Origin of the sequence: Pseudolabrys sp. FHR47 (genome assembly GCF_005153485.1) — a bacterium.
Classification (GTDB): Bacteria; Pseudomonadota; Alphaproteobacteria; order Rhizobiales; family Xanthobacteraceae; genus Pseudolabrys.
The window spans coordinates 4165644-4186655 of sequence record NZ_CP039740.1 but is presented as its reverse complement, the minus strand read 5'-3'; the positions used below and the strand labels follow the sequence as shown (position 1 = coordinate 4186655).

Annotated in this window: 19 protein-coding genes and 1 tRNA gene; 11 read left to right on the top strand and 9 right to left on the bottom strand. The window is 64.4% G+C overall.

Going from position 1 to position 21012, the window contains the following annotated elements; genetic code table 11:
* Positions 1–51: 51 nt before the first annotated feature.
* Entirely contained in the window at positions 52–267 is a 216-nt protein-coding gene (locus tag E8Q40_RS20350; RefSeq protein WP_137046239.1) for a hypothetical protein, read from the bottom strand.
* Between the two features lie 318 nt (positions 268–585).
* On the opposite strand from E8Q40_RS20350, the gene E8Q40_RS20345 reads away from it, so the two are divergent.
* Together E8Q40_RS20345 and E8Q40_RS20340 are read left to right on the top strand one after the other, a co-directional pair.
* Positions 586–670, top strand: a tRNA-Leu gene (locus E8Q40_RS20345).
* A 115-nt stretch (positions 671–785) separates the two neighbouring features.
* On the top strand, positions 786–1319 hold the full coding sequence (locus E8Q40_RS20340) for a disulfide bond formation protein B (protein WP_137046238.1): 534 nt from the start codon (positions 786–788) through the stop codon (positions 1317–1319).
* A gap of 327 nt (positions 1320–1646) precedes the next feature.
* Here E8Q40_RS20340 and E8Q40_RS20335 read toward each other — a convergent pair whose 3' ends face one another.
* The 3 genes from E8Q40_RS20335 to E8Q40_RS20325 form a co-directional block, all read right to left on the bottom strand.
* Entirely contained in the window at positions 1647–2204 is a 558-nt protein-coding gene (locus tag E8Q40_RS20335) for an HNH endonuclease (RefSeq protein ID WP_115517701.1), read from the bottom strand.
* Positions 2205–2328: 124 nt separating this feature from the next.
* Positions 2329–3012 carry an alpha/beta hydrolase gene (locus E8Q40_RS20330; RefSeq protein ID WP_137046237.1) on the bottom strand — a complete coding sequence of 228 codons (684 nt, stop codon included), beginning with the start codon at positions 3010–3012 and terminating at the stop codon, positions 2329–2331.
* Positions 2987–3781, bottom strand: coding sequence for a DNA-3-methyladenine glycosylase (locus E8Q40_RS20325; RefSeq protein WP_137046236.1), 795 nt, complete (start codon positions 3779–3781; stop codon positions 2987–2989). The genes E8Q40_RS20330 and E8Q40_RS20325 overlap by 26 nt, the downstream gene beginning before the upstream one ends.
* 104 nt (positions 3782–3885) lie before the next feature.
* On the opposite strand from E8Q40_RS20325, the gene gluQRS reads away from it, so the two are divergent.
* Genes gluQRS through E8Q40_RS20305 form a run of 4 tightly spaced genes read left to right on the top strand, consistent with a single transcriptional unit; the run spans position 3886 to position 6629 of the window.
* Positions 3886–4740, top strand: coding sequence for a tRNA glutamyl-Q(34) synthetase GluQRS (gene gluQRS, locus E8Q40_RS20320; RefSeq protein WP_137046858.1), 855 nt, complete (start codon positions 3886–3888; stop codon positions 4738–4740).
* A 42-nt stretch (positions 4741–4782) separates the two neighbouring features.
* Positions 4783–5982, top strand: coding sequence for an ATP-binding protein (locus E8Q40_RS20315; protein ID WP_137046235.1), 1200 nt, complete (start codon positions 4783–4785; stop codon positions 5980–5982).
* A 36-nt stretch (positions 5983–6018) separates the two neighbouring features.
* Entirely contained in the window at positions 6019–6348 is a 330-nt protein-coding gene (locus E8Q40_RS20310) for a type II toxin-antitoxin system RelE/ParE family toxin (RefSeq protein WP_137046857.1), read from the top strand.
* Entirely contained in the window at positions 6345–6629 is a 285-nt protein-coding gene (locus E8Q40_RS20305) for a helix-turn-helix domain-containing protein (RefSeq protein WP_137046234.1), read from the top strand. The genes E8Q40_RS20310 and E8Q40_RS20305 overlap by 4 nt, the downstream gene beginning before the upstream one ends.
* A 13-nt stretch (positions 6630–6642) precedes the next feature.
* Here E8Q40_RS20305 and E8Q40_RS20300 read toward each other — a convergent pair whose 3' ends face one another.
* On the bottom strand, positions 6643–8628 hold the full coding sequence (locus tag E8Q40_RS20300) for a protein meaA (RefSeq protein WP_137046233.1): 1986 nt from the start codon (positions 8626–8628) through the stop codon (positions 6643–6645).
* A 39-nt stretch (positions 8629–8667) separates the two neighbouring features.
* On the bottom strand, positions 8668–9903 hold the full coding sequence (locus E8Q40_RS20295) for a glycosyltransferase family 87 protein (RefSeq protein WP_137046232.1): 1236 nt from the start codon (positions 9901–9903) through the stop codon (positions 8668–8670).
* Positions 9904–10050: 147 nt separating this feature from the next.
* Between E8Q40_RS20295 and ccrA the strand changes: the two genes are divergently transcribed.
* The gene (gene ccrA, locus E8Q40_RS20290) at positions 10051–11331 is read left to right on the top strand and encodes a crotonyl-CoA carboxylase/reductase (protein ID WP_137046231.1); all 1281 of its coding nucleotides are present in this window, start codon (positions 10051–10053) and stop codon (positions 11329–11331) included.
* A gap of 8 nt (positions 11332–11339) precedes the next feature.
* Here ccrA and E8Q40_RS20285 read toward each other — a convergent pair whose 3' ends face one another.
* The gene (locus tag E8Q40_RS20285) at positions 11340–12230 is read right to left on the bottom strand and encodes a YihY/virulence factor BrkB family protein (RefSeq protein WP_137046230.1); all 891 of its coding nucleotides are present in this window, start codon (positions 12228–12230) and stop codon (positions 11340–11342) included.
* 102 nt (positions 12231–12332) lie between these two features.
* Positions 12333–14348 carry a methyl-accepting chemotaxis protein gene (locus E8Q40_RS20280; RefSeq protein ID WP_137046229.1) on the bottom strand — a complete coding sequence of 672 codons (2016 nt, stop codon included), beginning with the start codon at positions 14346–14348 and terminating at the stop codon, positions 12333–12335.
* A 191-nt stretch (positions 14349–14539) separates the two neighbouring features.
* Here E8Q40_RS20280 and E8Q40_RS20275 point away from each other — a divergent pair, with 191 nt between their 5' ends.
* The 3 genes from E8Q40_RS20275 to E8Q40_RS20265 all read left to right on the top strand — a co-directional run bounded on the left by E8Q40_RS20275 (position 14540) and on the right by E8Q40_RS20265 (position 17783).
* Entirely contained in the window at positions 14540–16216 is a 1677-nt protein-coding gene (locus E8Q40_RS20275) for an acyl-CoA dehydrogenase family protein (protein ID WP_137046228.1), read from the top strand.
* Between the two features lie 94 nt (positions 16217–16310).
* Complete coding sequence (locus E8Q40_RS20270; protein WP_137046227.1) at positions 16311–16754, top strand: host attachment protein; 444 nt, start codon at positions 16311–16313, stop codon at positions 16752–16754.
* 105 nt (positions 16755–16859) lie between these two features.
* Positions 16860–17783, top strand: coding sequence for a transporter substrate-binding domain-containing protein (locus E8Q40_RS20265; RefSeq protein ID WP_246662938.1), 924 nt, complete (start codon positions 16860–16862; stop codon positions 17781–17783).
* A 214-nt stretch (positions 17784–17997) separates the two neighbouring features.
* Here the strand turns inward: E8Q40_RS20265 and E8Q40_RS20260 are convergent, their stop codons facing one another.
* Entirely contained in the window at positions 17998–19179 is a 1182-nt protein-coding gene (locus E8Q40_RS20260) for a TIGR03862 family flavoprotein (protein WP_137046855.1), read from the bottom strand.
* Positions 19180–19321: 142 nt separating this feature from the next.
* Here E8Q40_RS20260 and E8Q40_RS20255 point away from each other — a divergent pair, with 142 nt between their 5' ends.
* Positions 19322–20971: a lysine--tRNA ligase gene (locus E8Q40_RS20255; RefSeq protein ID WP_137046854.1), complete on the top strand. Its 1650-nt coding sequence runs from the start codon at positions 19322–19324 to the stop codon at positions 20969–20971.
* Positions 20972–21012 lie beyond the last annotated feature (41 nt).

Below are 21012 nucleotides of genomic sequence, written 5' to 3'. Positions count from 1 at the left end.
ACGGAGCCGCCCGCTGACGCGGGCGGTCGCCTGGTGGAATAGCGCCGTTTGCTACCAGCGGCAGCGACGCACGTAGCGATAGCCGTTCCAAACAGTCACGCAGCGGCGATAGCCCGGGTAATAGCCATAAGAGCGGTACCGCGGCGGGCCGTAGTAACGCCGCGGATAATGGCGGTGATAGTAGCGATGACGTGGCGGGCCGTAATAGAAGTACTGCACGTTCTCCGTCGCCGACGGCACCGTCGTGCCTAGAGCCGGATTGGCCATGGCGGCCTGCGCGGGGCGGGCGCGGTCAATCCAAACAGAGCGGCCGCCGCGGCGGCGAAAACAGTCGTCTTGATCATGTGCCACTCCTGAACGCTTGTAGCCCCATCTTAAGAACGATCAGCGGCGGAAGTTCCTGCGGGGCCGTGCGCGATTGTTGGCCGCGAAAACGAGTTCCGTCGGCCCCGAAAGCGCCACATCGCTGCACCACGAACCGGAGAAGGTTCGCGGAACCCGCCGGTTGACCGGGGGCTTCGCGTGGTTATTATCCCGCCCGCGAAGCGCAACGGGCGGGCTGTACGCTCCTGCGCGGTGAAAGATGCCCCTGTGGCGGAATTGGTAGACGCGCCTGACTCAAAATCAGGTACCGCAAGGTGTGCTGGTTCGAGTCCGGCCAGGGGCACCATCTTCCTCGCAACGTTCAGCCGAGCGGCCGGGCCCGATGGCGTGATTGCCTGTTGTGCCAGAACGGAAGCCGGTTCGCCGTCCGGATACGCGCCAACCCACTCTGGATACGCCGGATGACCGATACCCTGTCGATGATGCGCAAAGATCCGATCGCCACCGCCGCGGCGCTTGTCGCGCTGGTCGGCCTCGCCACCATTATCGGCTTCCTGTTCTTCGAACATGTGCTCGGTTATGAGCCCTGTGCGCTGTGTCTCGATCAGCGCAAGGCCTTCTACGTGGCTGTGCCGCTGGCCGCCTTGTTGTGCCTCGGCGCCGGTCATGGCGCGTCGCGCAAGGTCTTGTTTCTCGGCTTTCTGGTCATCGCTGTGGCGATGCTCTGGAACACCGGACTTGCCGCCTTCCACGCCGGGGTCGAATGGAAGTTCTGGCCCGGACCGTCCGACTGCTCGGGGCCTGTCAACAATTTCGGGTCGGCCGGTAACATGCTGAACCGGCTCCAGACCATACGCATTGCGCGTTGCGACGAGGCGGCGTGGCGGCTGTTCGGAATTTCGATGGCTGGTTACGACGTGCTGATCTCGGCGTTTCTTGCCGCCGTCGCCGCCTTTGGCGCCAAAGCCGCGCTTGCGCGGCCTGAGCCCGAATAAGGCGGCGTGGGCGCGACCCGAGCCAATTAAGGTTCAAAGGCCGCAACCCACGCCTCGCGAGCAGCGGAGCACGACGCGAGCCCGATCGGACGACCGGGCGCGAACCGCTCAACGCTGTCGCGAAAACCTTCAGCACAAAAAGCAACGACCACGAAGGAGAGGCGCGCGTACATCCGGCGTCGCCCGCTATTCGTGGCCGTCATCCGCGGTCTTGCCGCGGCGCGATGGAGCAGGCTTTCACATGCTCAACATCGCAGCAGTAACACAGATAGGTAGCCGGGGGTTCCGCCGCAAGGGGCGGCGTGTTGTGCACAGACGCCGGGAAATCTACGGCTCCAGTTCCGTATCCCAGTAGAGATAGTCGAGCCAGCTGTCGTGCAGATAGTTCGGCGGGAACTGGCGGCCGTTGCGGTGCAGATGGTGCACCGTCGGTTGGTACGGCATCTGCGCCGGGAACATGTGCGCTTCGTTCATGGTCAGCGAGCCCTTGCGCAGGTTGCAGGGCGAGCAGGCGGTGATGACGTTGTCCCAGGAGGTGATGCCGCCACGCGAGCGGGGAATGACATGATCGAAAGTCAGGTCGTCGCGGCTGCCGCAATATTGGCAGGAAAACCGGTCGCGGAGAAAAACGTTGAAGCGGGTAAAGGCGGGGTGGGTCGAAGGCTTTACGTAGGTCTTGAGCGATACGACGCTGGGCAATCTCATCTCGAAGCTGGGACTTCGTACCGCCTGATCGTAATTGGCGACGATACTGACCCGTTCGAGAAACACCGCCTTGATCGTGTCCTGCCAGGACCACAAGGACAGGGGGTAGTAGCTCAACGGTCTGAAATCGGCGTTGAGCACAAGGGCCGGAAACCCGGCTGGCGAAACGTGCACGTTCAAGCGCTGCTCCTCGACCTCCAAGGACAGCCGCCGCCACGCGGCTTAGCCTCTACTAATAGGGCAGCGTGACGGGATTGTGAAGCCGATGCAAGAGGCCCGCACGAGGGCCTACTAATACTGGCGGCTACTGGCGGGCGGCAAACTGCCGGGCGAGGAATTCGCCGCCATGGCGCAGGCCTTCCTGATCGATTCCATGACCGATACCGGACGACACATGCCATTGCGCCGGCACTTCCAGCGCGGCCAGGCTCTGCGCGGCGTGCATGAGCGCCTGCACGGGAATGAGCTGATCCTGATCGCCGTGAATCAGCAGTACGGGAGGCCGGCTCACGATCTCCGCGGAGAAAGCGTCGAGATCGCCTTCCTCCGGCAGCACCAGCATGCCCGAATAGCCGACAATGGCCTTGGGCGCGACGGCGCGGCGCAACCCGACATGCAGCGACATCATCGTGCCCTGGCTGAAGCCGACCAGCGCCAGTGCGTCAGCCGGCAGACCGTGGCGAATCAGTTCCGCGTCGAGGAATTCGTTCAGTCCCGGCGCCGCGGCATTGACGCCGGTCCAGCGCTCGTTCGGATCGCGGAAGGTCAGCGGAAACCATTCGCGGCCGACCGGGGCCTGGCCGCAGGGCCGCGGCGCGTGCGGCGAGACGAAGGCGGCGTCCGGCAAGAGGTTCTGCCAGGCCAGGCCGATGTCGATGAGGTCGTTGCCGTCGGCGCCGTAACCGTGGAGAAAGACGACGAGCTGCTTCGCCTTGCCGGATTTGGGCTCAAGACGAGGCCCATCAAGATTTGGTCCGTCGAGGGGCACGCTGTTTTCCTTTCGCCGTTTTCTTCGCGGCCTTCTTAGCCGAAGTTCTCGGCTTTTTGGCTTTCTTGATTTGCGGCCCGTGCTTCTTGGCCTTGGCCGTTTTCTCCGCCTTGTCTGCCTTGGCCTCCAGGCTGATGCCCTCGCGGCGTTTGACGACGTGATAATAGGCCCACATCAGATGCGCCGCCACGCCGCGCCACGGCCGCCAGCTTTCCGCGATTTTGGTGAGCGCCTTGGGATCGGGCCGCTTGCGCAGGTTCAGCGCGATGCGGGCGGCCTCCTGCACGGCGAGATCGCCGGCCGGGAAGGCGTCGGCGTGACCGAGGCAGAACAAGAGATAAATATCGGCCGTCCACGGCCCGACGCCGTGCAGGGCGGTCAGCAGTTGATGCGCGGCATCGGCATCCATTTCGCCGACGGCATTGAGGTCGATCGCGCCGGTCGATACGGCCTTGCCGATTTCCTTGATGGCCTTGATCTTGGCGTTCGACAGCCCGAGCCGCTTGAGTTTGTCGCTGCGCGCGGTGACGACGGCGTCGTGATGAAACGGATCGAAGGCCTTGAACAAACGATCGCGGATGGCCGCAGCGCTGGCGGTCGAAAGCTGCTGGCCGCAGACAATGGCGCACAGGCCGGGATAACCACCCTCGCGGCGGCGCAGGTTGAAGGCGCCGGCGGTCTCTGCCACCGGCGCAAGGCGTGGATCGATGCGGATCAGTTCAAGGAGACCGGCTTCGAGATCGCCCTGGGTGTGGAGGAAATGGGTCATTATCTCTCGTCATCGTCCGCGAAGGCGGACGATCCAGCCCTTCGCTGAAGTGATATAGGGCTGGATACCCTGCTTTCGCAGGGTATGACGAGTCCACAATGACCATGCCACCCGTTTTCCGTTTTGCCCCGAGCCCGAACGGCTATCTGCATCTCGGCCACGCGCTCTCCGCGCTGCTGAATGCCGAAGCGGCGCGCGCTTCCGGCGGGCGCATGCTGCTGCGCATCGAGGACATCGACGAGACCCGCTGCCGGCCGGAATACGAGGCGGCGATTTACGAGGATCTGGCCTGGCTCGGCGTGACGTGGGAACAGCCCGTGCGGCGGCAATCGGAGCACTTGGACGATTACCGGGCGGCTATCGACAGACTCGACGCCATGGGCTTGATCTATCCGGCGTTCGAAAGCCGCACCGAGATTGCGCGCCTTGTGGCCGAACGCGAAGCCATATCGGGCCAAGCGTGGCCGCGCGATCCCGATGGCGGCATTCGCTATCCGGAATTCAGCAAGTCTCTGCCCGAGCCCGAGCGCCGGCGCTTGATCGAGGCGGGCGCGCCCTATGCGCGCCGCCTCGATATGACCGCCGCGCTGGTGCGAAGCGGTCCGTTGCAATGGGACGAAGCGGGCAAGATGGTTGCCGCCGACCCGGCGGCGTGGGGCGATGTTATCCTCGCGCGCAAGGACACGCCGAACAGCTATCATCTGTCGGTGGTCATCGACGATGCGCAGCAGGGCGTCACCGACATCGTGCGGGGGCGGGATCTGTTTCATTCGACCAGCGTGCATCGCCTGCTGCAGACGCTTCTGGGTTTGCCGGCGCCGCGTTACCACCATCACCGGCTCATCCTCGACGCCGACGGCCGCAAACTGTCCAAATCGACCGCGGCGACGGGCCTGCGCGAATTGCGGGGGCAGGGGTTAACCCCGTCCGATATCCGCCGGATGGCCGGGCTCGATTGAGCGGGGCGGCCATGGCAATGTCGCCCCTGAGGGGCGAGGAGCATGGCGAAGCGCAAAAAGGCCGTCAGTAAGGCCAGGAAGACCGGGGCTCGGCGGCCGAAGCGGCCGGGCCGGATGCCGGTCGTCCGCGCTGTAGAGGCTGCGCTGGCCGGCATCGCCCATGACATCCGCACGCCGCTGACCGGCATCGTGGCGCTGGCCGAACTGTTGTCGGCGTCCGATCTTGGGGCGCGCGAGCGCGGCTGGGCCGATGCGATCAAGAGCGGCGCCGACCATCTGGCGCAGATCGCGACCTTGCTCGTCGATGCGGTGCGTGCCGATGCCAAGGGGCTCGTGATCCGCGACGATCCGTTTTCGCCGCGCCTCCTTGCCGGGTCCGTTGGCGAGGCGTTGGCCGCTCGTGCGGGAAGTAAGTCGGTCGCCACTGAGACGGTCATCGGCGATTTGCCGGTTCTAGTCTTGGGCGATGTGCTGCGCCTGCGCACGGCGCTGGAAAACCTGGCCGACAATGCGGTGAAGTTCACGGGCGAGGGCTCGATCAAGTTCGCCGCCGGGGCGACGAAAGCGCCGCGCGGCCGCCTGCGCCTGACCTTCACCTTCACCGATACGGGCATCGGTCTGTCTCCCGCCGAGGTGAAGCGGCTGTTCAAGCCGTTCGTGCAAGCGAATGAAGACGTGGCGCGGCGCTATGGCGGCGCCGGCCTCGGCCTTGTCTTCGTGCGCCGCATCGCGCGTGCCATGGGCGGCGACCTCACCGTCACCAGCAAACGCGGCAAAGGCTCCACCTTCACGCTTACAGCGCTGGTCGCGGTGGCAGAAGCTGCGGCGTCCGGCGAAATGGCGGCGCGAGACGAAGCGCGCCCATCGCTGATGGTTCTGTGCGCCGAAGACAATCCCTACGGTCGCGTGGTGATGAACACCGTTCTCAAGGCGCTCGGCCACCGCGCCGACTTCGTCGACAGCGGCGAGGCTGCAGTGAAGGCGGCCGCGCGCGGCGGCTATGACGCCGTGCTGATGGATGTGGCGCTGCCCGATATCGACGGACTGGAAGCGACGCGTCGCATTCGCGCGTTGCCCGGCAAGGCGGGGCAAGTGCCGGTGATCGGCATTTCTGGTCGCGATAGTCCGGACGACGAACGGGCCGCGCGCGATGCCGGCATGAATTTCTATCTCACCAAGCCGGTGAGTCCGTCGAAGCTGGCCGAGGCGCTGAGCCTGACCGCCGGTACGAAAGGTTCTTGAATTCATATATCCATATTGATATAAACCGGTGCAAGCATCAAGCCGATCGTTTTTCTCGGCGACTCGCTGGAGCGAGTGCGGGAGTTCCCCCAGCGAGCGCGACGCAGCTGCGGTTTTCAGTTGGATCGCGTTCAAAACGGCCTTGAGCCAGATGACTGGAAGCCAATGGCGTCGGTTGGGGCCGGCGTCCGGGAAATCCGCGTCCGCGACGCATCAGGAGCGTATAGGGTCATCTACGTCGCCAATTGGAAGGATGCTGTCTATGTGCTGCACGCCTTTCAGAAGAAATCGCAGCGGACGCTGCTACGAGATCTGGCGGTTGCGAAAACCCGCTTGAGCGAATTGAAGCGAGGGACAGCCGAATGAAAGCCCGAAGGTTTGCCAGTGTCTGGGACGCCATAGAGCCGGATCGTGCGGAGGCCGCCAACATGAAGTTGCGCGCGCATGTCATGATGGCCATCGCTAAAGCGGTCGAATCCTGGGAGGGTACGCAAGCTGCCGCGGCAAAGCGTCTGGGCCTCACTCAGCCGCGCATGAACGATCTGCTGCGCGGACGCATCGACAAGTTCAGCCTTGATGCGCTGATGAATATTGCGGACAAAGCCGGCCTTAAGGTCCGCATGGCGGTCAGCCGGAAAGCGGCCTAGCTCGGGGCCCGCCTCACGCGTTCGTCAGGCTGTTCTTCTTTTCCACGATCCGCACCAGGTCGCCCATGATGCGGTTGAGCTCGAAATCCTTCGGGGTATAGACCGCGGCGACGCCGGCCTTCTCGAGTTCGGCGGCGTCTTCCGGCGGAATGATGCCGCCGGCGACCACCGGCACATCGAGCCCTGCCGCCTTCATGCGGCCGACTACGTCCTTGACCAGCGGCAGATGGCTGCCCGAGAGGATGGAGAGGCCGATGACGTGCGCTTTTTCCTTCTTCGCCGCATCGACGATTTCTTCCGGCGTCAGGCGGATGCCTTCATAGACAACCTGCATGCCGGCATCGCGGGCGCGCACGGCGATCTGTTCGGCGCCGTTTGAATGCCCGTCGAGGCCGGGCTTGCCGACGAGGAACGTCATGCGCCGGCCGAGTTTCTTCGACACGCGGTCGACATCGGCGCGGATGTCGTCGAGGCCTTCGACGTCGTTGCGCATGGCGTTGCCGACGCCGGTCGGTGCGCGGTATTCGCCGAAGGCTTCGCGCAAGGTCCAGCCCCATTCGCCGGTGGTGACGCCGGCCTTGGCGCACTGGATCGACGGCGGCATGATGTTGCTGCCTTCGGTGGCGGCACGCTTGAGAGCCGCGAGCGCATCGGCGACGGCCTTGTTGTCGCGTTGCGCGCGCCAGGCATTCAGCCGCTCGATCTGATTGTGCTCGGCTTCCTCCGACACGGTCATGATCGAGTCGATGCCGCCGGTGAGCGGCGACAGTTCCGTTTCAAGATACTTATTGACGCCGACGACGACCTGCTCGCCGCGTTCGATAGCCTCCAGGCGCGCGGTGTTCGATTCGACCAGACGCTGCTTCATGTAGCCGGTCTCGACCGCCGCCACCGCGCCGCCCATGTCCTCGATGCGCTTGAGTTCTTCGCGGGCCTCGGTCTTGAGCTCTTCGACCTTGCGGGTGATCTCGGCGGAGCCGTCGAAGATGTCGCCATATTCGAGAAGATCCGTCTCGTAAGCGAGGATCTGCTGCATGCGCAGCGACCACTGCTGGTCCCACGGCCGCGGCAATCCGAGCGCTTCGTTCCACGCCGGCAACTGCACGGCGCGGGCGCGGGCGTTCTTCGACAAAGTCACGGCCAGCATCTCGATGAGAATGCGGGCGACGTTGTTTTCCGGCTGCGGTTCAGTCAGCCCAAGAGAGTTGACCTGCACGCCGTAGCGGAACAGGCGCTGCTTCGGGTCGGTGATGCCGTAGCGCTCGCGCGTGATCTCATCCCACAATTCGGTGAAGGCGCGCATCTTGCAGACTTCGGTGATGAAGCGCAGCCCGGCATTGACGAAGAACGAGATGCGGCCAACCACTTCGCCGAACTTGGCCTGATCGACTTCGCCGGACGCTTTCACCGTGTCGAGTACGGCGACGGCGGTGGCGAGCGCGTAGGCAAGCTCCTGCACCGGCGTCGCGCCGGCTTCCTGCAAATGATAGGAGCAGATGTTCATCGGATTCCACTTCGGCAGTTCCGATGTGGTGAAGATGGCGACATCCTTGATAAGCCGCAGCGATGGCTTCGGCGGAAATACATAAGTGCCGCGCGACAGATATTCCTTGATGATGTCGTTCTGGATCGTGCCGGTCAGCGCCGTGCGCGGCGCACCCGTCTCATCCGCGACCGCGATGTAGAGCGCCATCAGCCACGCCGCGGTGGCGTTGATGGTCATCGACGTGTTCATGGAGCCGAGCGGGATCTGGTCGAACAAAGCCCGCATGTCGCCGAGATGGCTGATCGGAACGCCGACCTTGCCGACTTCGCCGCGCGAGAGGACATGGTCGCTGTCGTAGCCGGTCTGTGTCGGCAGATCGAAGGCGACCGACAGGCCAGTCTGTCCCTTGGCGAGGTTCTTGCGGTACAGCGCGTTGGAATCCGCGGCCGTGGAATGGCCCGCATAGGTGCGGAAAATCCAGGGCTTATCGCGCTTTTGCTTCTCGGTGGTCATGTCCGGCACTCATGAGAATGAGCCAAGGTGCCGTGTTTTTTATTGCAACGCAATATGAATTCTGTGGGCGCCGATGGCGACCTCGTCCAGGGCGCGGCGCGCGACGAGACCCGCGATCATGAGGATCGCAATGAACCCAAGTGGCAGGACAACGAACGGGAAGATCAGCAGCAGCAGGCAGGCGGCACCGATCGTCGCCAGTTCGTATCGGAGGAATCCGGTTTGCCGGGCGCGGCGAAACAGAAAGGCCAGCGGCACGGCCAGCACGGCCAGGTCGTAGGCATAGAGATAAGGCGTCGCGAGCAAAGCCGCGACGCCGAGGCCTGCGGCTTTGACATCATGAGATGCGCGGCTGCGCCAGAGCGCGGCGATGGCGATGGCCGCGACCGCGATGATGGCGCCTTGCACCGACCAGGCGAGCGTTTCGCTGCCGTCCATCGAACGGATCATGCCGAAGGCCGTTTGCAGCTTGCCGAAATTGGCCCAGCCCTTGGAGAGAAATGCCTCCGATGTGTGGCTGATATTGCCAATGAAGCCTTGCCATGTCGGCCAGCCGAAGGCGGCCAGCGAGACCGCCGACCACGCGATCGTCAACGTCGCCGCCGCGGCGATCGTGCGCCAGTAGCCGCCGGCGATCAGCGCGATCGGAATGAGAATGCCGAGTTGCGGCTTGTAGGTGAGAAGGCCAAAGGCAAGGCCGGCGAGGGTCGGCCGCTCGGCGATCAGAACGAGACCGGCGCCCAGCAATCCGGCGCTCAGGAAACCGTTTTGGCCGACGATGGTGTTGAACAGCACGCCGGGAAAGGCGGCGCCGATCAGATAGCCGCTGCGCTCGCCGATGATGGCGCGGATCGCGGTGAGATAGAGCGGGAAGGTGACCGCGAGCCACAGCAGGTACGCCCCGAGATAAGGCAACAGTGCGAGTGCCGCGGCCAGGAACAGGAAGTTCGGCGGATAGTGCCAGCCGAAATAGCCTTCGAAGGGCCGGCCGAGCGCCACTTCCTCCATGGCCTTATGCGTCGGCCAGTCATAGACCGATGGCGCATGGCCTTGGAGAACCAGCCGGCCGGCCGCCCAGACATTGACGAAGTCGTCGGGGATGCCTTTGCCATCTGTCCCGATCAGCCACAGATGATTGAAATAGCTGGCTAAAAGATAGGACAGCGAGACGACGAGCAGGGCCATGCTGAAAAGTTCCACGGGCCGCGTCAGCACCGCGTGAGGCAGCCGCGCCAGGACTTCGCTGGCTACCTCGTTGCTATCGGAAACCGTCATGCATCTCGCCGCGTTGTGTGGCGGCGATCCTAACCGCGTCGGTTTGCCGAAGCCTTAAACGCGAACGACAATATTGCATTGCAACATAAGTTGGTTCACACTCTCCGCCGAAAAATAGAACAAACCTATATCCAAGGAGATCAGCCGATGCCGGCGCTTGCGAAGGTGGAGCGGGAGGGGCCGCTCAAGGGCCTCTATGACATTGGCGAAATCCCGCCCCTCGGTCATGTCCCCGAGAAGATGCACGCCTGGGTGATCCGGCAGGAGCGCCACGGGCCGCCCGAGCAGTCGTTCCAGCTCGAGGCCGTGCCGACCTGGCCGATCGGCGAGGAGGACGTGCTCGTTTTGGTGATGGCCGCCGGCGTCAATTACAACGGCATCTGGGCAGGCCTCGGCCAGCCGATTACGCCGTTCAACGTGCACAAGCAGCCGTTCCACATCGCGGGCTCCGATGCCTCGGGCATCGTCTGGGCGGTCGGCTCCAAGGTGAAGCGCTGGAAGGTCGGCGACGAAGTCATCGTCCATTGTAACCAGGACGACGGCGACGACGAGGACTGTAACGGCGGCGATCCGCTGCTGTCGCCGTCGCAGCGCATCTGGGGTTATGAGACGCCGGACGGCTCGTTCGCGCAGTTCTGCCGCGTGCAGTCGCGCCAGCTGATGACCAAGCCTGCGCATCTGTCGTGGGAGGAGTCGGCCTGCTACACGCTGACGCTCGCCACGGCCTATCGCATGCTGTTCGGCCACCCGCCGCACACGCTCAAGCCCGGCGACAACGTGCTGGTCTGGGGTGCTTCCGGTGGCCTCGGTGTGTTCGGCATCCAATTGGTCGCCGCCTCCGGCGCCAACGCCATCGCGGTGGTGTCCGATGAATCGAAGATGGAGTACGTCTTCAATCTCGGCGCCAAGGGCGCAATCAATCGCAAGGAGTTCAACTGCTGGGGCCAGTTGCCGCAGGTGAACTCGGCTGAATATAACGACTGGAGCAAGGAAGCGCGCCGTTTCGGCAAGGCGATCTGGGACATCACCGGCAAGCGCGACGTCGACATCGTGTTCGAGCATCCGGGCGAGGCGACGTTTCCGGTGTCGTCGATGGTGGTGAAGCGCGGCGGCATGGTGGTGTTCTGCGCCGGCACCACCGGCTTCAACATCACCTTCGACGCGCGCTATGTCTGGATGCGGCAGAAGCGCATTCAGGGCTCGCACTTCGCGCATTTGAAGCAGGCCAGCCAGGCCAATCGCTTCGTGCTCGAGCGCCGCATCGATCCCTGCTTGTCCAAGACCTTCCCGTGGATGGAAATCCCGAAGGCGCACACCATGATGTGGAAGAACCAGCATCCGCCGGGCAACATGGCGTGTCTGGTGAATGCGCCGACCACGGGGCTGAAGACTTTCGAGGACGTGCTGGAGGTGGCAGGGCAGATGTAGTCCTACCGCTAGGGCAGCGTTGGTTTATCTTCAACCGGACCGGGCTCGGATGCAGCGATGCGTCCGAGCCTTATTTTCTGCACGACCGAATTGAGCTCGCCGCCGAAGATGAAGATCGACGCGCAGACGTAGAGAAACACCAGCGCGATCATCGCCGAGGCGAGGCCCGCATACATGTTGACGTAAGCGAAGGCGTAGTCGGCGAGATAGCGGCCAAAGGCCGCGCCGCCGATCAGCCAAAGCAGCATCGTCGCGACAATGCCCGGCGCGATTTCCATGAAGCTGCGCTTTCCGGCCGGCAGCCATCGATGCACGATCAGCAGCGAGACCACCAGCACGAAGGCCGCGGTGGCAAAGCGCGACAACGTGACGAGGTCGCTCAGCGGCTCGAGGGTTGGCACGTAGCGCACGATCGTGGACCAGATCAGCGGCGCCAGCACGACGAGAAACGAAAACGACAGAAGCGCGATCGCGCCCACAATCACATAGCCGACGGACTCGATGCGCAGCACCCACCACGGCCGGCGCTCCGCCATGCCATAGGCGCGGTTGAGCGCGACCCGCAGGCTCTCGACGCCGCTCGAGGCAAAGTAGAGTGCGAACAGTACGCCGAAAGTGAGCACGTTGCCGCGGCTGCCAGTCAACACGCCGCGAATATCCGCGGCGATCGGCCCGGCGACCTGCTCGGGCCATGCCTCCAGCAGAATACGCGCCGCTTCGTCCGCGAGGCTCTCGGAGCCGAAGAACACCGCGGCCAGCGCGGTGCAGACGATGAGGAAGGGAAACATCGCCATCAACAGCGACAGCGCTATGTGGCTGGCAATGGCCCAGCCATCGTCGGCGAGGAATTGCCGGCCGGCATCAAGGACGACGCGAAATGAAATTCTGAGAATGCGCAAAGCGCTGAAATCCTGAGCTGCGTCAGCTTCGCAGAGTTGGCGATCGGCAGGTTATTGGCAAGTGGCGCTTCGGCCGGCCCAGCCGCTCTCGGGGAGAGGGGATCAGGCCGCCTGGACGTCGTTCAGGAAGCGGCGGATTTCATCGTCGATGCTGCCCGCTTCAACGGCGACGGCGTCGGCAAGTTCCTTGACCTCGGCGGCGGTCAAGCGCGCGTCGACCGCCACGCCAGCCACGCGGCCCATGGCTTCGGCTCCGGTGCGGGCGTCGTCGGAGGCGCGGCTGACTCCTTCGGCAATAACGGCGACTGCGGCGTTCTGCTGCTCGACGGTGGCGGCGACCGCGGTGGCGATCGCGGCCATGTCGCGGATGATGGTGTTGACCTGCTCGATGGCGAGCGCGGTACCGGCGGCCGCGGTCTGGATGCCGCCGACCTGATCGGCGATCTCCTCCGTCGCCTTGGCGGTCTGCGCCGCCAGCGATTTGACCTCGGCGGCGACCACGGCGAAGCCGCGCCCGGCCTCGCCGGCGCGTGCCGCTTCGATGGTGGCGTTCAGCGCCAGCAGGTTGGTCTGGCCGGCGATAGCCTGGATAAGTCCGACGACTTCGCCGATGCGGCTCGCGGCCTGACCGAGATCGGCCATGGTCTTGACGGTGCGCTGCGCTTCTTTGACGGCGCGCGCCGCGACGTCGTTCGACTGGTTGGCCTGGGCGGTGATCGCGTCGATGGAAGTGGCCAGTTCCTCGATCGAGTCGGCCGCGTTGGCGACGTTGCCCGAGGCGGCTGTGGCGCTGCGTTCGGCGCCCTGCGTTTCGGCGGAAACCGTGTCGGCGGTTCTGTTGAGCGCCGCCGAACTCTGCTCGAGGTCATGCGCGGCGGCGCGCAACTTGCCAAGGGCATCGCCGGCCGAGGCTTCGAAACGGCGGATCGCCGCAGCGATGCTGTCGCTGCGCGCCTCACGGGCGCGGCTTTGTTCGCCCTGGATGGCGGTGAGCTTCTGTCGCTCGATCATGGAATCGCGGAACACCAGCACGGTGCGTGCCATATCGCCGATTTCGTCGCGCGCGCCGGTATCCGGAATCCGCGCCGACGTTTCGCCGGCCGCCAGCCGCTTCATGGCGCCCGCCAGATTCTGCAGCGGCCCGCTGATGCTGCGCCCGATGTACCAACTGAAGGCGAGGCCGAGAATTGCCATGACGAGGCCGGCCGCGATGAGCCCGCTGCGGGTCCGCGCCTGCGATGCGGCGAGCCTCTCGCTGGCCATCGTCGCGGCCCGGTTGGCCGTTTCGATGATCGCCGCCGCCCGCGGCAATAAATTCTGGCTGTCGATGTCGATGATGGCCCGCAGCGGATTCGTGCGATCGGTGAGCACGACCCAATCCAGGAAGATATCGTGATAGTCCTTCATTTCGCTGGCGAGCTTGTTTTTCATCTCCGGGGCGCCTTCCACCCCCTCGAAGATTTTGACGAACTCGCGATAGGCGGCGGTGAATTGCAGGCGCGTCAGTTCGCTGGGATTGAGCCGGTATTCGGCCTCGTGGTGACGCATGTTGAGCAGCAGGACGACGATGCGCCGAGCCTCGGATCCGGCGAGCCAGCTCAGGCTGTCGTTGATGGCCGCTTCGATGCGCACGCCCGCATTATTCAGCGCGGCACGCAAGCCGTCACTCTCGGTGAGGCCTAGGACGCGCTGGGTGTTGTAGAGATCGGTGTAGTTTTGGCCGATGCCGACCAGTTCGTCACGTAGCGTGAGCATCTGCGCCGCGCCGTCGGCGCCGACAAGCATCGCGATGGTGTCGAGACTGCGGTTGGCGAGGTCGAGCGACTGCGGAAAGGCGTCCAACTGCGTATCGCGCTGGCGGGCGAAGTCCTTCACCGCGATGCGCATCAGCGCGATGGCGTTGCGCAGGTCGCGGCTGGCGTCGGCGAGGCGGTGTGCATGGTCGACGGTCACGAAGGCATCGTCGACCTCCCGCTCGCCGGCGCTATAGGTGATGGCATTGGCGGCAAAGCCGACCAGCGGCGCCAAAGCCAGCGCTATGATGCGGGTGCGGACCGAAAACCGGGTCAATAGCCGGTTCAGCGACAGCGACGACAGGAGCTGTGTTCTGAAGCGCATGACCGGTCCGGACTCGTCGAAGGTGAGGGAATGCCGCACGCACCTATGACGCTCGACAAGAGCCTGAATTGGTTAATATTTAGGTATTTTTCGCCCGGCCGGCGGCGCTCCTCTTTGCTTTTGTGCGCTGCACGCATAGTCTGAGGCGATGCCCATCGGGCTGTTTGTAAATCCGTTTTCCGAGGACCCTCATGCCGATTGCCGCTTCCCGTACCGCTGCCGACCAGGACCTCGTTGAACTCGGCCGCGCGGCGGTCATCGCCATGGAGGCGCTGCTGTCGGACGCCACGGTTCGGGTCCGCGGCAAGGTCGTGGTGGAAGGCCACGCGGTGGCCAAACTGTTCGACCGCGAGCAGCGCGCCACCCACGGGCTGGCCTGGCTCGCGACCTATGCCGAGGCGGTCAAGCAGCTCACGGCCTATGCAGAGCGCATGACCGCGGCCGGCACCTTCGGCGAGATGGAAGAACATCTGACCTGGATCGGGCTCGGCGAATTGCTGGCGCAGACCCTTGGCGGCATCCCGATGAGCCAGGGCGAAATCGTGCGCCCCGCCGACATGGGCCTGTCGATGACGCAGGTCGCGGCCCGCATGACGCCTGCCGTCGAAACGCTGATCGCGAACGGTAACACCACCGAGCGCCGCGCGCGGCTGATGGAGCTGATGCGCGCGCATCACGGCGCCACCGTGGGCTTCGCCGGACTCGACGAGACTTTGGAATCGATCCGCGAAGAAATGCGCCGCTTCGCCGACGCCGAAGTCATCGAGCACGCCCAAGGCTGGCACCGCACCAACAGTTACATTCCGCTCGAGATTATCGCGCAGATGTCCGAGCTCGGCGTGTTCGGCCTGACCATTCCGGAAGAATTCGGCGGCATGGGTCTCGGCAAGGAGTCGATGTGCGTTGTCTCCGAGGAATTGTCGCGCGGTTATATCGGCGTCGGCTCGCTCGGCACGCGCTCGGAAATCGCCGCCGAACTCATTCTCGGCGGCGGCACGCCGGAGCAGAAGGCCAAGTGGCTGCCGAAGATCGCCTCGGGCGAAGTCCTGCCGACCGCCGTGTTCACCGAACCGAACACCGGTTCGGATTTGGCGTCGCTGAAAACGCGGGCTGTGCGCGAAGGCGATGTCTACAAGGTCTACGGCAACAAGACCTGGATCACGCATCCGGTGCGCGCCGATCTGATGACGCTTCTCGTGCGCACTAATCCGAAGGAGCCGGGCCATCGCGGCCTGTCGATGCTGCTCGCTGAAAAGCCGCGCGGCGACGACAAGAACCCCTTCCCGGCGAAAGGCATGACGGGCACCGAGATCGAGGTGCTCGGCTATCGCGGCATGAAGGAATACGAGATCGCTTTCGACGGTTTCGAGGTGAAGGCGGAGAACCTGCTCGGCGGCGTCGAAGGTCTCGGCTTCAAGCAACTGATGCAGACCTTCGAATCCGCGCGCATCCAGACCGCGGCGCGCGCCATCGGCGTCGCTCAGGCGGCGATGGAGACGGCCATGAACTATGCGCAGCAGCGCATCCAATTCTCGCGGCCGATCGCCGATTTCCCGCGCGTCTCGGACAAGATCGTGATGATGGCCACCGAGATCATGATTGCGCGCCAGCTCACCTATCATGCCGCGCGCGAGAAGGACTCCGGCCGTCGCTGCGATCTCGAGGCCGGCATGGCCAAGCTCTATGGCGCGCGCGTCGCATGGGCCAATGCTGACAATGCCGTGCAGGTGCATGGCGGTAACGGCTTCGCGCTGGAGTTCCCGGTGTCGCGCATTCTCTGCGACGCCCGCATCCTCAACATTTTCGAGGGCGCGGCCGAGATCCAGGCGCAGGTCATCGCGCGCCGGTTGCTCGACGGCACCAACTAGCGATGCAACAAAAATACCGGGTCGGGCGTTGATCTGCCGCAAATCGTTGCGGCGGCGACCGCGCTCTAATGCCCTGCAATTCAGGGAGGTTTTCATGGCGCTAACCATCAATCAGGGCGAGTGGATCGTGGTCTGCGACGGCGCCAAGGCGCTCATTCTCGAGAATGTCGGCGATACCAAATTCCCCAACCTGAAAACGCGCGAGGTCTTCGAGCACAAGGCGGCGGCGACCCACGAACTGGGCGCGGACAAGCCGGGGCGTTCGCATTCCGCTGTCGGACCGGGCCGCTCCTCGGTCGGTCAGACCGATTGGCATACGCAGGAAGAAGAGACCTTTCTCGCCGATCTCGCCGCCAAGCTCGATCAGGCGATCAACGGGCAGGACGTGAAGTCTCTGATCGTGGTGGCGCCGCCGCGCGCGCTCGGGTTTCTGCGCCAGGCTTACGGGCACGGCCTCAAGGCCGCGGTGCGCGCCGAGATCGACAAGGATCTGGTGAAGATGCCCGTCCACGAAATCGAGAAGTACCTCACGGCGTAAGGGGACTCAGGTAGTGGCTCGTGGGCCACGAAGGCGAACCGGTTTCCACTTCGCCTGAAAACGCTTTATGGTCCGGCCGAATCTGATCGAGGACCGGACCGGTCGATGGGTTTCTTCCAGAAGCTGACGGGGCGCGCGGCGTTTGCTGCGCTGGCGTTGATGCTGACCGCGACCGCGGCCTGGCCGCAGGCCCATGTGCCGCGGCCCGGCGAGCAGCGCGACCAGCCGCCCGTTGACGCTCCGGATACCAACCCTGTGCGCACGCCAACCGACGTGCCGGGCTTCTGGGATCCGCGCCGCCGGCCCGAACGGCCCGACCTCTCGCGCCTCACCGTGATTCGCTTTCTCACCGAGACCGATTATCCGCCGTTCAATTACGCCGGGCCGGACGGGGCGCCGGTCGGCTTCAATGTCGATCTGGCGCGGATGATCTGCGAGGAGATCAAGGTCGTCTGCACGGTGCAGATGCGCCGTTACGACACCTTGATCGACAGCCTCAATGCCAATCAGGGCGATGCGGTGATCGCCTCCTTCGCGGCGACGCCGGCGATGCGCAAGCGCGTCGACTTCTCCGATCCCTATTACCGCACGCCGGCGCGTTTCGTGGCGCGGCGGAATGCCGGCATTGTCGACGTGCGCCCGGCCGCGCTCGAAGGCAAGAAAGTTGGCGTCGTCGCCGGCACCGCGCACGAAGCCTATCTGAAGATGCTGTTCACCGAGGCCGAGCTGCGACCCTTCCCTGACGTAGCGGCGGCGCGCGAGGCGCTGAAAAAGGGCGAGGTCGATCTGTTGTTCGGCGATGGCATCTCGCTGTCGTTCTGGCTCAATGGCACGGATTCGGCCGGCTGCTGCGCCTTCGTCGGCGGGCCCTATATGGAGAGCCGTTTCTTCGGCGAGGGCGTCGGCATCGCGGTCCGCCGGGGCAACGACCTCGTGCGCCAGGCCATCAACTGGGCGCTGTTCCGCCTGTGGGAGCAGGGGCGGTTCACCGACCTGTGGCTCCGATATTTTCCGATCAGTCCGTTTTGACGGGTGAAGCCACTTCCAAATCTGTGCGAACGCCTTAACTTGGTGAGATCGTCAACATCAGAAAGGAGGTGATCCAGTGTCTCATTGTCTATCGCCGCAGACGTCGGCATCCGCGACCTGGAATCTCGCCTCGGTGGGGTTCCGCGTCGGCTAGCGGTCCCGCGGATTGCGGTTCGACAATGGAAGGGCCGTCCCGATCGGGACGGCCCTTCTTTCATTTGCGAGAACTTTTGAGCCAGGCCAGCGCGCCTTGCGCGGCCGCAACGCCGGTGGCGAAACTAGCCTGCAAGAGATAGCCGCCGGTCGGTGCGTCCCAGTCGAGCATTTCGCCGGCGACGAAGACGCCGCGGCTGTTCCTGAGCATGAAGTGATCGTCGAGTTCGCTGAAGCGGATGCCGCCGGCGCTGGAGATCGCCGTTTCGATCGGCTGCACGCCGGTCAGCGTTACCGGCACGGCCTTGATCAGCGCGGCGATAGTCGCTGGCGACAGCGCCGACAGTGGCTTGCCTTTGGCCAGGGCCGCCTCGTGCAGCAGCGACAGCGCGACGGCGGCCAGATGCGTGTTCTTGCGCAGGAAGTTCGTCAGCGACTGCTTGCCGCGCGGCGCCGACAGGCGCTCGGTGAGTTTGGCGGCCGTGACGTCCGGCAACAGGTCGATGGTGATGGTTGCTGCGCCGTCCTTGGTGATGGCGTCGCGGATCGGCGACGATAGCGCATAGATCGCGCCGCCCTCGATGCCCGACTGCGTCACCATCGCTTCGCCGCGCGCGCTGCGTTCACCGAACGTGATGGCGATGCGTTTGAGCGGCTGGCCGGCGAAGCCACGCAGCACGTCGGACCATGCGGCGGTGAAACCGCAATTCGCCGGCTGCAGCGGCGCCACCGCGACCTTCTCGCCGCGCAGGATATCCACCCAGCGTCCGTCCGAGCCGAGCTTGGGCCAACTGGCGCCGCCCATGGCCAGCACGACGACATCGGGCTTCACGGAAACCTTCTCGTCGCCAGCCTTGAAAAGAAGTTGGCCGTCCTCGTCCCAGCCCTCCCAGCAATGCCGCAGCTTCACGGTGACGCCGAGATTGCGCAGGCGCAGCAGCCAGGTTCGCAGCAGCGGCGAGGTCTTCAGCGCCTTTGGGAAGACGCGGCCGCTGGAGCCGACGAAGGTGTCGGCCCCAAGTTCATCAGCCCAGGCGCGCAGTGCCGCCGGCGGAAAGGCCGTGACGGCGGCCAGCAGCTGCTCGTCGGCCTCGCCATAGCGCTTGAGGAAGTCGGCGAGGGGCTCGCTGTGGGTCAGGTTGAGCCCGCCGCGACCCGCCATCAGCAGCTTGCGGCCGAGCGAGGGCATCCGGTCGTAGACCGTGACGGCGACGCCGGCGCGCGCCAGGGTCTCCGCCGCCATCAAGCCGGCCGGGCCGCCGCCGATCACGGCGGCGCTCTTGTTCTTCGGGGCTTTGGGTGGGCTCAAGATCGCTGCTTTCTGGCCTTCAATTGACGCCTTCGCGCCTGTTGCCTATGTCTGCCCGCCGGAGGCCGGAATGTCGATGACCACTGCCGAAATTGCGCCGCAAATCACGCCCGAAGAGCTCAAGAAGTTCGCCGAGCAGTCGAACGCCTGGCCGTTCGAGGAGGCGAAAAAGATCGTGGCGCGGTTGAAAGCCAAACCGAAAGACGAGGTCATTTTCGAAACCGGCTACGGCCCATCGGGCCTGCCGCATATCGGCACCTTTGGCGAGGTGGCGCGCACCACCATGGTGCGCCACGCCTTCCGCACCCTGACCGAAGACAAGATCAAGACGCGGCTGATCGCCTTCTCCGACGATATGGACGGGCTGCGCAAGGTGCCGGACAACGTGCCCAACAAGGACGCGCTGGCGCTCGACCTCGGCAAGCCGCTGACCAAGGTGCGCGACCCGTTCGGAACGCATCCCTCGTTCGGCGAGCACAACAACGCGCGGCTGCGCAGCTTCCTCGATCACTTCGGCTTCGACTACGAGTTCATGTCGTCGACCGATTGCTACAAGTCGGGCCGGTTCGACGCCGCGCTTCTGAAGATGCTGCAGCGCTTTGACAAGGTGATGGCGATCATGTTGCCGTCGCTCCGCGAGGAGCGTGCTTCGACTTATTCGCCGTTCCTGCCGATCGATCCGGTCACGGGTATTGTCCTGCAGGTGCCGGTCACGGCGCATGACGCCAAGGCCGGCACGATCACCTACGAACATCCGGATACGAAGGAGCCGGTCACGGTTCCCGTGACTGGCGGCGCCTGCAAGCTGCAATGGAAACCGGACTGGGCGATGCGCTGGGTCGCGCTCGGCGTCGATTACGAAATGGCCGGCAAGGACCTGATCGACTCGGTCAAGCTGTCGAGCGAGATCTGCAAGGCGCTCGACGGCAAGCCGCCGGAAGGCTTCAATTACGAACTGTTCCTCGACGAGAAGGGACAGAAGATTTCCAAGTCGAAGGGCAACGGCCTGACCATCGAGGAATGGCTGCGCTATGCCTCGCCGGAATCGTTGTCGCTGTTCATGTATCGCGAGCCGAAGTCGGCCAAGCGCCTCTATTTCGATGTGATCCCGCGACAGGTCGACGATTATCAGCAGTTCCTCGAGGGCTATCCGCGCCAGCAGGACTGGAAGCAGAAGCTCGGCAATCCGGTGTGGCACATCCATTCCGGCAAGCCGCCGGTCGCGGACATGCCGGTGACGTTCACGATGCTGCTCACACTGGTGTCGTCATCGAACGCGGAGAATGCCGAGACCCTGTGGGGCTTCATCGGCCGCTATCGTCCCGGCGTGACGCCGCAGACGCATCCCAAGCTCGATGCGATGGTCGGCTATGCCATCCATTACTTCCGCGACTTCGTGCTGCCGGAAAAGAAATTCCGCGAGCCGAGCGAGATCGAGCGCAAGGCGTTGCAGGATCTGCGTGACGCGCTCGCCAATCTCAATCCGGACTCGACGGCCGAGGATATCCAGAACGTCGTCTATGAGATCGGCCGCCGCGAGCCGTTCCTCGATCACGCCAAGAAGGCAAAGGATGGCCGGCCCGGCGTGTCGCTCGACTGGTTCAACATGCTCTATCAGGTGCTGCTCGGCCAGGAGAAGGGCCCGCGCTTTGGCTCCTTCGTCGCCGTCTACGGCATCAAGAATACGGTCGACATGATCGACGGCGCGCTGGCGAGGAGTGCGTAGCGCCCGCAATGAACGAAGACGTCATCGCCCGCGAAAGCGGG